At 70.1% G+C, this 12,870-nt stretch carries 9 protein-coding genes; 2 read left to right on the top strand and 7 right to left on the bottom strand.

The features are described from left to right. Positions 1–301: 301 nt before the first annotated feature. The 7 genes from Q664_RS21865 to Q664_RS21895 all read right to left on the bottom strand — a co-directional run bounded on the left by Q664_RS21865 (position 302) and on the right by Q664_RS21895 (position 7,007). Positions 302–1,159 carry a GvpL/GvpF family gas vesicle protein gene (locus Q664_RS21865; RefSeq protein ID WP_160174476.1) on the bottom strand — a complete coding sequence of 286 codons (858 nt, stop codon included), beginning with the start codon at positions 1,157–1,159 and terminating at the stop codon, positions 302–304. Between the two features lie 296 nt (positions 1,160–1,455). Next, complete coding sequence (locus tag Q664_RS21870) at positions 1,456–2,325, bottom strand: MaoC/PaaZ C-terminal domain-containing protein (RefSeq protein WP_425117443.1); 870 nt, start codon at positions 2,323–2,325, stop codon at positions 1,456–1,458. Between the two features lie 114 nt (positions 2,326–2,439). Continuing rightward, a complete protein-coding gene (locus Q664_RS21875) occupies positions 2,440–3,693 on the bottom strand; it encodes a hydroxymethylglutaryl-CoA synthase family protein (RefSeq protein WP_043398894.1) in 1,254 nt (417 codons plus the stop codon). A gap of 24 nt (positions 3,694–3,717) precedes the next feature. Beyond that, positions 3,718–4,758 (bottom strand): alcohol dehydrogenase catalytic domain-containing protein, encoded by a 1,041-nt coding sequence (locus tag Q664_RS21880; protein WP_043398897.1) that lies wholly within the window; start codon positions 4,756–4,758, stop codon positions 3,718–3,720. A gap of 46 nt (positions 4,759–4,804) precedes the next feature. After that, positions 4,805–5,545: a CoA-transferase subunit beta gene (locus Q664_RS21885; protein WP_043398899.1), complete on the bottom strand. Its 741-nt coding sequence runs from the start codon at positions 5,543–5,545 to the stop codon at positions 4,805–4,807. Continuing rightward, positions 5,542–6,342, bottom strand: coding sequence for a CoA transferase subunit A (locus tag Q664_RS21890; RefSeq protein ID WP_043398901.1), 801 nt, complete (start codon positions 6,340–6,342; stop codon positions 5,542–5,544). The genes Q664_RS21885 and Q664_RS21890 overlap by 4 nt, the downstream gene beginning before the upstream one ends. Then, entirely contained in the window at positions 6,339–7,007 is a 669-nt protein-coding gene (locus Q664_RS21895; RefSeq protein ID WP_043398904.1) for a TetR/AcrR family transcriptional regulator, read from the bottom strand. The genes Q664_RS21890 and Q664_RS21895 overlap by 4 nt, the downstream gene beginning before the upstream one ends. Before the next feature lie 232 nt (positions 7,008–7,239). Here Q664_RS21895 and Q664_RS21900 point away from each other — a divergent pair, with 232 nt between their 5' ends. Together Q664_RS21900 and Q664_RS21905 are read left to right on the top strand one after the other, a co-directional pair. Beyond that, positions 7,240–7,566 (top strand): hypothetical protein, encoded by a 327-nt coding sequence (locus Q664_RS21900; protein ID WP_043398907.1) that lies wholly within the window; start codon positions 7,240–7,242, stop codon positions 7,564–7,566. A gap of 286 nt (positions 7,567–7,852) precedes the next feature. Beyond that, positions 7,853–12,850 (top strand): cupredoxin domain-containing protein, encoded by a 4,998-nt coding sequence (locus Q664_RS21905; protein ID WP_235216815.1) that lies wholly within the window; start codon positions 7,853–7,855, stop codon positions 12,848–12,850. The last annotated feature ends 20 nt before the right edge of the window (positions 12,851–12,870 follow it).

The raw sequence follows: 12,870 nt of genomic DNA on the forward strand, positions 1-12,870 counted from the left end.
CCCTCGCGGAGGGCTGTCGACGAATGCCGTCCAGCGTGCTCGCTCGGCTCGCCCGCCCTCCCGCGTCCGGTTGCTACCAGCCGACGGGCCCCGTAGGGCGAACCACCTGACCTCCAGCGTAGTCCTCGAGCCCCTTGGCCCACTGCTCACGATGGCCGATCCCGGTGATCACGATGCCCCGATCTCGCTGATCACGATGCTCCGCTCCTGGTGATCACGATGGGCCGACGCGCGCATCCTCTCTCCCCGAGGCAACGCCGCCGCCGCGTCCGCGATGCAATAGAGCAGCAGATAGGCCCTGTCAGTCATGGGTTCGCGCCTCGCGTCCATCGCCAGACATGTCTCCGAGGCGCGGCGCGAAGTTGTAGGCCGGCCAGGGCCCCCGCGCCGACAGGTGCAGGCCGCGCGCCAACAGGGGCTCCGCCAACGGCTCCAGTCGCATCGCCAGCTCCGCCTCCGCGCCTCGCGGCAGGAGGAGTGCCCAATGGAAGACGCCCTCCCGCTCTGGCTGCTCCGGATTGCGCGAAGGTGGTCGCAAGGGGCGCCAATCGCGCACCAGTCCCTCGAGGGCTCGAGCGAGCTCCGCCTGCGTTTCCTGGGCCCACGCACGCGCCGCACGCACCGCATCCTTGCGCAGCTTCTGCTCCATCAAATAGCGCGCGCCCCCTTGCGTCGACAGCTTCGCCACGCGGGGATCCGCGGCGAACATGGCCTCCTCACAGGCCCGCACGTCCAGTGAGCCCTGGAGCGACCACTCTTCTACGTGCGCCGCCTTCTCGATGAAGGCAGAGATTCCCGCCCGCTCACGCCGGAGCAGCTCCTCGAGCCGCTCCGCCGACGAGAACAAGCACCCGAAGCGCAGCGGCAGCACCGGGGAGGCGCGCATCATCCGTTCGATGACGGCTTCATGGCGCAGGGCGCGCGGCCCGAGCCATTCGAGGTCCTTCAAGTGGGCCTCGCCCGCCTCTCCTGTCCACTCGTGGAGCGGAACCTCGCAGCAGATGGCCGCGAGGTCCTCGTGCACCCGCGCGCCGAGCGGCACCGTTGCGTCGAGGCCGTGGCCCACCGCCACTCCGGCCGCATCCGCGCGCGCGAAGCAGAAGACGTACAGCCCCACGCCTTCTTCGCCCCTGGAAAGGGCGGTCTCTCTTGCGTTCATGGTGCCCCGCAGTGTCCCGCCCGCCTCCGACAGAGGCGGGGTGCACGCGGGTGCCATCACGTCAGGAACAAGACAAGTGCTCAGGGACGGAGCGCCATGTGTTGTCTCCTGGTCATGAAGTGCCCACTGCCCCCTCTCCCCTCGGGAGAGGGTCAGGGTGAGGGTATCCAGGTCCGTTCTTCAACCCGTGACCCACTGTGTGGACACGGGGTTCAACCCGGGTTCACCCAACACCCTCACCCCGTCCCTCTCCCGGAGGGCGAGGGGTTATTGGAGGGGTTATCGGGTACGGTCAATCAGCATGGGCCAGCGTCCACGCCGTCAGAAGAAGCTCCGGGCGACAGTTGGCCCATGACGTGCGATTGGCCGTCCTCGGACTTCACGCGGTAGGCGACAGCGCCGTCCCGCTGCGCCGCCGTCTGGAATACCACCCGCGAGGGCAGCAGCAGCGGGCGGCGGAACGCCGAGGTCAGGGTGAGCGCGGGAACTTCCGCCGCCTCGCCCATCTCCGCCACGCAACGGCCCACGGTCCACATGCCGTGCGCGATGGCACGCGGAAAACCGAAGGCACGTGCCGTGAGGGCATGCAGGTGGATGGGGTTGTAATCCCCCGAGGCCCGCGCGTAGCGGCGGCCCGTGTCCTCGGTCACCTTCCAGGGCGAGGGACGGCTGTGGGCGAAGAGCGCGTCCTCCTCCGTGGCGGCGGCCGTGGTACCCGCGGGCCGCTCCTCACGAGGACGCTCGCCAGCACCGGGCAGCCGGCGCAGCATCGTGGTGACAGCGCTCCACACGAGTTCCCCGTCCTGCTCCACGAGGGTGTGCAGGTCCAGCTCGCGTCCCTGCCGGACCTCGCGCTGTCCCTCCACCCACGCGTGCACGGAAAGAGAAGCGCCCTCCGCCAGCCGCCGGTACTGCCGGATGTGGTTGCGCACGTGAATCATCCCGAGCAGGCGGTAGGGAAACTCGGAGCGATTGAGCAGGGAGAGGTGCAGCGGCGCGGCGAGCACCTGGGGAAAGGGCAACGGAAGAAAGCCATCCGCCGGGAAGTCACACACCTCGCGGTAGAGCGCGAGCTGCCGCGGGTCCGGCGTGAAGGAACGCACGCGCACCTCGAGCCGGGGCACCTCGCCCGGGCGCGCGGGGCGGCGGGCCACGGCGGCCCGCAGCAGTTCCACAGAGAGGGACGGGGGATCAACGAGCTCGAGCACTGGTGCAGAGACGGACAAAGGGAATGGCTCCTGTGATGTCTGGATAGTCGATCCGCGGCCCCCCGGCCAGTCTCAGCCCGCGGCGTAGATGCGGCGGTGCTCGCGGATCTCCGCGAGGCGGAACTCCCCCGGTGCCGGAGTCAACGGCTCCGGCGCGTCCGAGGCGAGCCCCATGATGCGCTCGTACTCCGCCACGGAGACGCGCTCGCGCTTCGCGAGCACCGCCTCCACGTCCGCCTGGGCCATCCGCCGCGCCGCCCCCTCCCCCACCACGCCCGAGTAGAACTCCGCGACGCACCCGCTGCCGTAGGACAGCAGGCCCACCCGCTTGCCAGCCAGCGCGGCGCCCTCGCCATGTAGCAGCCCCGCGAGCGCCAGGTACAACGAAGCGGTGTACACGTTGCCGATGCGGGCGTTGAGCCCCAGCGACGACGCCACCTGCGCCTCGTAGCTGGCCTGGGACTTCGCCGCCTCCTCGCGCGCCGCCGGAGTGCTGTCCTGGCTGCCCGGCGCGTCCTCCAGGTCGCACAGCCTCAGCTGCGTGTGCGCCTTGCGCGCCATCTTGCAGAAGGGCACGTGGTAGAGGATGCGCGCGAGCTGCTCGCCCGGCAGCGAGTCTCCCCAGCGCACCACCTCGTGCGCCAGCGCGCGCTCGCGCCAGCCGCGATACGCGCCCGCAAGCGCATCCTGGTAGCAGCTGATGGAGTAGTGCCCGTCCACCACCGCCTCCCGCCGGCCGAGCGGCCGCCAGAAGTCATAGACATCCATGGAGCACACGCCGTTCAGCCCGATGTCCAGCGCGAGCAGGTCCGGCTGCTCCGACACCAGCAGCGCCACCGCACCACCGCCCTGGGTCGGCTCGCCCGCCGTGTTCAGCCCGTAGCGCGCGATGTCCGAGCACACCACGATGGCCGAGCGGCCCGCCGCCGCGCCCGAGGCAATCCACTCGGCGGCCGCCATCAGCCCCGCGGTGCCGCCGTAGCACGCGTGCTGCGTGTCGAAGGTCCTCATCGTCCTCGGCAGCTTCAGCAGCCCCTGGACGTGCGAGGCCACCGCCTTCGAGTGGTCCACCCCCGTCTCCGTGCCCACCACCAGCATGCCCACCCGCGACGGCTCCACGCCGTTGCGCTGGATGAGCCGGGACGCGGCCGTCGCGGCGAGCGAGACCGAGTCCTCGCCCGGATCCGCCACCGCCATCTCCTTCGCGCCCAGGCCCGCCGTGAACTTCGCGGGATCCACACCCCTGGCCCGGGCCAGGTCCTCGATGTCCACGTACCGGCGGGGGACCGCGATCGCCAACGCCTCGATTCCAACCTGCTTCTTCATGGAAAGCTCCTTGGCCTCGTGGGCTCACTGCAACTCGGGGGGAACCAGCACCAGACGGCCCGCGACCTCGCGGTTCTCCAGACGGAAGTGCGCCCGGCCGGCCTCCGCCAGCGGCACCGACTCCGCCACGAAGGGACGGATCTTCCCGTCCGCCACCAGTTGCAGCGACTGGTCCAGCTCCTCGCGCGTGGTGGCGTACGCCCCGAGGATCTCCAGCTCCTTCACGATGACGAGGCCCGGGTTCAAATCCACCGTGCCCGTCTCCAGGTTGCCCACCACCACCACCCGGCCACCCGGCGCCATCGCCTTCAGCGTCTGCCCGAAGGTCACGCTGCCCACGATCTCGATGGCCACGTTGACGCCCTCGCCGCCCGTGCGCCGCCGCGCCTCGGACGCGAAGTCCAGCCCGCGCGAGACGATGACCTCGTCCGCGCCCGCCTCGCGCAGCGCCTGCACCTTGGCCTCGCCGGACGTCACCGCGATGACGCGCGCCCCATCCAGCTTCGCCAACTGCACCGCCGCCAGGCCCACGCCGCCGCTCGCCCCGGTGATGAGCACCGTCTCCCCATCACGCACCCGGCCACGCGTCCGCACCGTGTGCACCGCCGTGCCGAGCGTGCAGCACACCGTGGCGGCCACCGGCCAGGGCAGGTTCGCGGGCACCCGGCCCAGCCCCGCCACCGGCGCCGTCATGTACTGCGCGTAGCCTCCGGAGATCTCCTCCCCGAAGAAGCGGTTGTCCTTCTTGCACAGGCTGTTGCGCCCGCTCTTGCACAGCGCGCACTCGCCACACGAGAGCCGCTGCAGCGTCGCCACCCGGTCGCCCACCTTCCATCCCGGCGTGTCCGGACCCACCTCCACCACCTCGCCAGCGGCCTCGTGGCCGAGGATCGCGGGCACGTGCGTGCGCGGCAGGTTGCCCCGGCGGTTGATGACGTCGTGGTAGCAGACGCCGCAAGCATGGACGCGGATGAGCACCTCGCCTCGCCCCGGCCGGGGATCGGGCACGGACTCCAACTTCAAATTGCTCGCCTCACCAAACTCACGCAGCACGACAGCCTTCATGGAGCACTCCCTGGCCGGTAAAGACACTCTTTCTGTGTATGGAAACTCAGGCGCCCACGAGCTGCTCGCGGAGGCCTCTGGAATCAATGGCGCGGATGGCGGACACCGTGCGCGCATCCGGAAGCGGTGTGACGGGCAGCGGCTCCTCCACCTCGAAGGAGAAACCGGTGCGCTCCTGGATGGCGTCGAGCTCCACCCAGGGATGACGGGCCAGCAGCCGGGCCCCGCCCGCCCCGAGCTCGAAGACGCCCAGGTCGGAGATGAGCTTCACCGGACGGCGATCGTCCCGGGTGGTCGCCACCTGCACCTCGGGCACGAGGTTGCGGCGCGACTGCCGCGGCACCACCAGCACCGGCCGGCGCACCCACTGCCGCAGCGTGGCCGCCCCCGCCACTCCGGGGAACTTGCTCCGCGGCCGCTCCAGGCTGCCCGAGGCCGTCATGTTCGTCCGCCCCTGCGCATCCACCTCGGCGGCCCCGAAGAAGACGGTGTCCACCCTCCCCCGCCGCGCATGGTCGAAGAGATCCGGAATGGTGATCTCCGCCGAGCGTCCCTCCAGGTAGCCGAGGTCCTCGGACGAGGGGTACAGGCTCGGCAGGTCCGGATCCAACGAGCCGACACACGACAGATACGTCAGTCCGGGCGCGTGCGTGGCCCGGGCCACCGCGATGGCGAGAATGGCCAGCGGCGAGGCGACTCCGGTGGCCACCACGTCCCCATCGTCGATCTCCCGCGCGAGCAGCGAGACGACCATCTCAGCGGGAGTCACCGCGGGCGCCACGTTCATGCCGCCCTCCGCGTCTGGAGCAGCGTGCTCAGGAACTCCGCCTCCCGCCCGGCCTCGGCCAGCGCGAGGTAGTCCGCCAACATCGCGTCGTCGTGCGGGTACAGCCCGGTGCACCCGGTGGGCAGGGCCCCCTGGCGCGCCAGGGCCACACGCTCCACCTGGAAGCCGGGAATCGTCACACGTGGGAGCCGGGACACGCGCTCCTCGGCCGTGGCCAACACCCGCCGCGCCGCGCCTGCCACCAGCACGTCCGTCGTCGGGTCCTCGATGAACAGGTTGCCCCGCTCGTCCGCCGCGCGTGCATGGATGAGCGCCACGTCCGGATAGAAGGCCGGCTCCACCGGCACCCGCTGCCCCGTGAACGGATCCACCACCGTCTGGAGCGGATCCGCATCGGCCAACTCGGACACGTCCGCGTCCGGCGCGGGCAGGAAGGGCACGCCCATGGACGCCGCGCGCAGCCGCTGGACGATGCGGTAGCCGTCATGCTCGCGCCACTGGAGCCGCCCCTGCTCGATGGCCCGCTTGAGGCACGGCATGGGCCGCACCCGGTTCTCCAGGTTCAACGCCCCGAAGGGCAGCTCCACCCGCGACAGACAACCCCCGGCCACCAGGAACTCGGCGGGCAGCGGGTTGGGCAGCGAGATGAGCTTCAAGTCCTTGCGGCCCTGGGCGATCAGCTCCAGCACCATCGCCATGGGCGCGCGGCCCAGCATGAAACCGCCCGTGGCCAGCCACGCCCCATCCGGGATGGACGCCACCAGCTCGGACAGAGAGCCCCAGCGGCCCGGCCTCATGACTTCTCCCCCACCGCCACGGGAGGAACGATCGACAACTGCGGAGCACCCGCCCCGGGCACGGCCGCCGCCGGCGAGACGAGCCCTGCGAAGAGCAGCTCCACCATCTCGTTGGAGACCTGCTCGGCCGTCAGCCGCCCATCGGGCTGGAACCACTTGTAGATCCACAGCACCATGCCGAGGAACGAGAACGCCGCGACGGTGGGCTGCACGGTGCGGATACGCCCCATGCGCACGGCCTCGGAGAAGGCATCCTCGAGGAACCGCACGTAGGCCTTCTTGCGGCTGTCGATGAAGGCCCGCGCCTCGCCGGTGAGCGTGGCGTGCTCGTGGAGGATGATGATGACCTCCTTGCTGCAGCCGCCCGTCACCAGGTGGATGTTGAGCCGCATGCACTCGCGCAGCCGCGCGACGGGATCCTCCAGATGCCGCACCTGGTCGAGCACCTGCTGCTCGAAGGCATCCATCCCGTAGCTCATGATGTCGAAGAGCAGTTGCTCCTTGTTCTGCACGTGGTGGTAGAGCCCCGCCTTCGTCATCCGGCACGCGGCGGCGATCTCCTGCATCGAGGTGCCCTCGTACCCGCGCTCGCAGATGAGGCGCGCCGCCGTCTCCAGGATGGTCCTGTAGCGCTCGCCGTCGTCTGGCCTTCGCCCCGAGTTCATCGCGTGTCCTCCGTGGGTGGCCGTCCGCCATCCGGACGACCTACCGACCGGTCGGTAAATGCACCCGGGTGACACGAGGCGTCAAGCCCAAATCACTCGAAGGGGGCGGAAACACGTGAAAACAAGGGGTTGGCGGCCGGCTCCTCCCCGGTCGGGAGGGTCAGGGCTCGCTGCACCACCCACATGGACATACCCACCTTCCTGGCGCCACAGGCACGGCAGGAGGCGGAAGATGGCGCTGAATCTGAAGAAGCGGCTCGCGGTGGCCGGGGCGGTACTCGGGGCTTCGCTGTTCACGTTGGCGATCGCCAACGCGCAGATCGATCCCGCCACGGGGCAACCCACGACACCTGGCGTCTCCCCGACGCCCCCGGGGCTCCCGCCCCAACCGGGGAGCGTGCCCACGACGACTCCCTACGACTCGGATGGAGGCCTCGGTGGCTCTGGCATCGCGCCGAGCTACCCCTCGCCTTTCGACTCGACGGATGCGGGACTGGGCGGCTCCGGCGGGCTCATGCCACCGCCCATCCTGGGCGGACTGGACGCGGGCCTGAGATAGAGACAACGCCACACATCCGACAGAGACCCCTCCCGGGAGTGCTGTTTACTTGCGCTCCCGCTTCATCCTATTCAAAACACAGACACCACGGGTGGAATCCACCACACGTGATGTCTGTGTTTCTTGAATATTGGGAGGGCCACCGAGCGCCGCTCCCACGTGAGACCCGGGGGGGCAATCCATGTCATGGGCAGCGAGCAGGCCGCGCACGGGAAGAGTGCGCACGGGAGGGGTGTACCCACTCATCTGGGCTGTACTGGCGTTGACACTGGCCTGCCAACAGGGATTGGACGAAAACCCAGACACGCCCATCGACAGCAGCGCCGATGGGCCACCCGTCGTCGAGCCCGCGCCGCGGATACCGCCGCTGGTGCAATGCCACCGCGTGGTCACCGCCCGTGTGGTGGCGTTGGATCAGGTCTACACCTACAACCGCTTCGGTTCATACAACCCCACGGGGATGGTCTACGCCCTGCGCCGGGACGTGGAGCCCATCGACGCCTCGCGTCCCGTGGGCCCGGGCAACGCGCGGCTGCGCCAGGACAAGCGCCCGCGCCCGCTCACCCTCCGCGTCAACGTGGGGGACTGTCTGCTCATCCATTTCACCAACTGGCTGGCCCCCACCCGCGAGGCCATTCCCTCTCCAGAAGACTCACAACCCGGGGTCGGCCGGGTCAGCAACGAGGACCACCGCCAGGACTCGCCCTTCACCCGCAAGGCCTCCGTGCACGTGCAGGGAATGCAATACATCAACATCGGCAGTGATGGCGCCTGGGTGGGGCGAAACCCTGGCACCCTGGTGGCCCCGGGCCAGGGCCTCAGCGTCTCGTACTACGCGGACCACGAGGGCTCCTTCCTCCTGTCCAGCAAGGGCGCCCTCATCGGCGGCGAGGGCAACGGCGGCTCGCTGGTCCAGGGCCTCTTCGGCGCCGTCAACGTGGAGCCACCGGGTGCTCGCTGGTACCGCTCCCAGGTCTCCGCGGCCGTGCTCCAGGCCGCCACCCGCCGGGACGCACATGGCCATCCCCTCACCAACCCCGACGGCACGCCCCGGCTCGACTACGAGGCCCGCGGCTCCGACGGCACGCCCCTGCTGAACATGCTCGAGCCGGACACGCTGGAGCTCGTCCACGCGGATCTCCACGCCATCATCACCGGCTACTCCAGCACCGTCGTGGGCACGACGTCCTCGAAGGACCGCGGCCATTTCCGCGAGTTCACCGTGCTCTTCCATGACGAACTCAAGACAGTGCAGGCCTTCGAGGAGCTGGAGACGAATCCCTCCTTCCACGGCATCCGCGATGCGTTCGCCGTCAACTACGGCGCGGCCGGCCTGGGCGCGGAGCTGCTCGCCAACCGCGCCAGGATTGGCCCCAGCAAGGACTGCGGCGAGTGCCAGTACGAGGAGTTCTTCCTCGAGTCCTGGGCCAACGGAGACCCCGCGCTCAACGTGGAGAAGGACGCCACCGGCCGCGCCGTGCGCGCCCTCTACCCGGATGACCCCTCCAACGTGAGCCACAGCTACCTGGGGGATCCCGTCCGCTTCCGCAACCTCCACGCCGGGCCCAAGGAGACGCACGTCTTCCACCTGCACGCCCACCAGTGGAAGGCCGCCCCGGGCGAGGAGTACTCCAGCTACCTCGACTCGCAGACCATCGGTCCGGGCTCGTCCTATACCTACGACATCAACTACGGCGGCTCCGGCAATCGCAACCTCACCCCCGGCGACGCCATCTACCACTGCCACCTCTACCCGCACTTCGCCCAGGGCATGTGGGCGCTGTGGCGCGTGCATGATGTCTTCGAGGCCGGCACCGGGGATCGCCGTCTTCCGGATGGGGAAATCACCGAGGGCACGCCCAACCCCGCGGTCATCCCCATTCCCGAGCGCGGCATGCCGCCCCTGCCCACCTACGTGGACACGGAGGTGACGGGCGCCTCGGGGCCCGTGGTGCGGCCCGCGTTCCCGGGCTACCCCTTCTACATCGCCGCCAGGGCGGGCCATCGTCCGCCCCAGCCTCCGTTGGATCTCCTCGAGGATGGAGGCCTGCCCCGCCACCTCGTCACCCGGGCCATCGGCCCCTCCGTGCTAGGCACGCCCGACAAGCGCTTCTTCGTGGAACACACCGCGCTGGAGCTCAAGCTGCTGCCCCAGGACGGCACGCCAACCGAGAAGAAAGCCATGTCCTTCCACGCCGGCCAGTTCCCGGGCGCCAGCCCGGCGGCGAATGGCTACGGAGACACGGTGGCAGCCTATCCCGCGTACACGGCGCTCGGCTCGCCCTCGCGCTTCCTCGTCAACGGCCGCCCGCCCTCGCCCGGCGCGCCCTACGCGGATCCCTGCCCCACGGGCGCCCCGCGGCGTGACTACCGCGCCGCCTATCTGCAGATGGATCTGCCCAACATCAACCGCGCGGGCTGGCACGACCCGCAGGCCCGCCTCATCGTCCTGGATGGAGACGTGGCCGACACCCTCTCCGGCCTGCGTCCTCCCGAGCCCTTCTTCTTCCGCGCCGAGTCCGGTGAGTGCATCAACTTCCTCGCCACCAACCTGGTCCCCAAGGCGCTGGAGCAGGACGACTTCCAGATCTACACGCCCACCGACACCATCGGGCAGCACATCCACCTGGTGAAGTTCGACGTCACCTCCTCGGATGGGGCGGGCAACGGGTGGAACTACGAGGACGGCACCTTCGCCGCCCAGGAGGTGCTGGAGCGGATCGAAAAGGCCAACGTGGCCGGCGGGGCCTTCTCGGCCGATGGCACCCTGAATCCGGATGGGGCACGCGAGACGCTCACCGCCAAGGCCCACCCGCGCCTGGGAGCCTCCGGCGCGCAGACCACCGTGCAGCGCTGGTGGGCGGACCCGCTCCAGGACGCCAACGGGCGCGACCGCACCGTGGAGACCGTCTTCACGCATGACCACTTCGCGCCCTCGTCCCACCAGCAGCACGGCCTGTACGCCGCGCTCATCGTGGAGCCCAAGGGCTCGCGGTGGAGGGATCCCCGCACGGGCGTCTTCTACGGCACGCGCCCGAGCGACGGCGGCCCCACGAGCTGGCAGGCGGACATCCTCACCGCCTTCCCCGCCGACAGCTACCGGGAGTTCGCCCTGGCCATCGCGGACTTCGCCCTCACCTATGACGAGTGCGGCGAGCCGGTGAACCCGCCGCCCCCCCGGAAGGCCCCCCTGCCCCTGGCCATCCTGCCCTCGCCCTTCCCCGCGCCCGAGGCCATCAGCGCCGCGGACCCCGGCACCATGGTCATCAACTACCGCAACGAGCCCATCCCCCTGCGCATCTCGGCGCGCGAGGGGTGTGGCGCCCGCTACCAGAAGCCGGACTTCCTCGGGGACATGGCCAACGTCTTCCGCTCGGACGTGCATGGGGACCCGTTCACCCCGTTGATGCGCGGCTACGTGGGAGACCGGGTCAAGCTGCGCCTCATCCAGGGCGCCCAGGAGGAGCAACACTCCTTCACCGTCCACGGCCACAAATGGCTGCGCGAGGAGCACGACCGGGACAGTGGCTACTCCAACGCCCAGCCGCTGGGCCTCTCCGAGCACTTCGAGTTCGCCCTGACCAACGGCCTGCCCGCCATCGGCGGCAGCTACGAGACAGCCGATTACATGTACCAGAGCGCCGCCACGGGAGACCTCTGGAATGGCACGTGGGGCATCCTCCGCACGTACCTGCAGCCCCAGACGGGACTGATGACGCTCGCGGACGTGGCGCTGCAAGCCGCGGACGGGCAGCCGCGCCCACCTCCCGCGCCCCTGCTGGCCCTGCCTCCCGAGTCCCGCCGCATGCCCCTGACGCCCACGAGCGCGCCCCTTCAACCCTCGTACGTCACCGGCGCCAACGGACAGCAACAGGAGCTGCGCCGGGTGAGCGGCCCCATGGTGTACCCCCGGGAGATGTATGCCCTCGCGCCCGAGCTCGTCCGCCAGGCGGAGGCCGAGGGCCGCTTCCGGCCCCGGCCGGTGATGGTGGACTCGTGCCCGGGCACCGCCGCGGTGCGCACCTACCAGGTCTCCGCCATCGACGCCGCGACGTGGCTGCCCGGAGGCCGGCTCACCTACAACGAGGAGTACGGCCTGTACGATCCGGACGCCCTGCTCTTCGTGCGCGACGAGCACCTGGAGGACGTGCGCACCGGAAGGCGCAAGCCCGAGCCGCTCATCCTCCGCGCCCGCGCGGGCGAGTGCGTGCAGGTGACGCTCACCAACCTCCTGCCGGAGGCCCCACGCCAGACGCCTCACTGGTCCCACCACGCGCCCATCACCCCCTTCTTCAACGTCAACCAGGTGCGGCCCTCCAACCACGTCTCGCTGCACCCGCAGCTCGTCAACTACGACGTGAACACGGATGACGGCGCCAACGTGGGCCTCAACGCGCCCCAGACGATTCCACCCGGCGGCTCGTGGACGTACCGCTGGTACGCGGGAGACCTCGCCAGTCCCCCGGTCATCGGCGCGCTGCCCACGGAGGGAGCACAGGCGACGCCCGTGGAGTACGGCATCGTCAACCTGAGGGACATGGCGGACGTGGTGAACCACGGCATGCATGGCTCCCTCGGGGCGCTCGTCATCGAGCCCGCCGGCGCCGTGTGGAGCACCGATGCGAATACCGAGGCCCAGGCCCGCGTGCGCTACACGGAGCCGGACGGTACCTGGCGCACGTTCCGGGAGTTCGTCCTCCTCCTCCAGGACGACCTCGGCCTGCACACGGACACCGCTGTCTTCCGGGACACGGACGTGGAGCTGAACAGTGGAAGCGCGCTGCGCAACCTGGCCGGCGAGGACGATGCCGAGGACACGGGCATGAAGGCGTTCAACTACCGCACCGAGCCCCTCTGGGCCCGGCTCGGGGTGGCGCCCCAGACGCCGCTGGAGCAGCTCAACGACCTCGAGCAGTCGAACCTGCTGTCCTCCGGGGCCTTCGGAGACCCCGCCACGCCCGTCTTCCGGGCGCTCCGCGGCGAGGCGCTGCGCCTGCGCATCGGACAGCCCTCGGGCCATGCGCGCCAGCACGCCTTCGCGCTCCACGGCGCCGAGTGGCGCTTCAACCCCTGGGCCCGGGGAGAGCGCTCGCTCGTCTTCGGCCCCAGTCCGCTGTCTCCCATCATCTCCACCCAGGGCGGCATCTCCGCGATGCAGCACTGGAACATCGTGCCCGAGTACGGAGCGGGAGGCCTCTACGCCGTCCCGGGCGACTACCTCTACCAGGACCTGGCCAGCTTCTCGTTCACCCAGGGCCTCTGGGGCATCGTCCGCGTGGAATAGCGCGGCCTCACACCATCGCA

This window comes from Archangium violaceum Cb vi76 (genome assembly GCF_000733295.1).
In the GTDB taxonomy this organism is placed as follows: Bacteria; Myxococcota; Myxococcia; order Myxococcales; family Myxococcaceae; genus Archangium; species Archangium violaceum.

What these genes read in the sequence shown, in the direction of transcription:
- Q664_RS21885 (WP_043398899.1), bottom strand. Translation starts at nt 5,545, where the DNA reads ATGAACGTGGCGCCCGCGGTGACTCCCGCTGAGATGGTCGTCTCGCTG.
- Q664_RS21875 (WP_043398894.1), bottom strand. Translation starts at nt 3,693, where the DNA reads ATGAAGAAGCAGGTTGGAATCGAGGCGTTGGCGATCGCGGTCCCCCGC.
- Q664_RS21880 (WP_043398897.1), bottom strand. Translation starts at nt 4,758, where the DNA reads ATGAAGGCTGTCGTGCTGCGTGAGTTTGGTGAGGCGAGCAATTTGAAG.
- Q664_RS21900 (WP_043398907.1), top strand. Translation starts at nt 7,240, where the DNA reads ATGGCGCTGAATCTGAAGAAGCGGCTCGCGGTGGCCGGGGCGGTACTC.
- Q664_RS21895 (WP_043398904.1), bottom strand. Translation starts at nt 7,007, where the DNA reads ATGAACTCGGGGCGAAGGCCAGACGACGGCGAGCGCTACAGGACCATC.
- Q664_RS21865 (WP_160174476.1), bottom strand. Translation starts at nt 1,159, where the DNA reads ATGAACGCAAGAGAGACCGCCCTTTCCAGGGGCGAAGAAGGCGTGGGG.
- Q664_RS21890 (WP_043398901.1), bottom strand. Translation starts at nt 6,342, where the DNA reads ATGAGGCCGGGCCGCTGGGGCTCTCTGTCCGAGCTGGTGGCGTCCATC.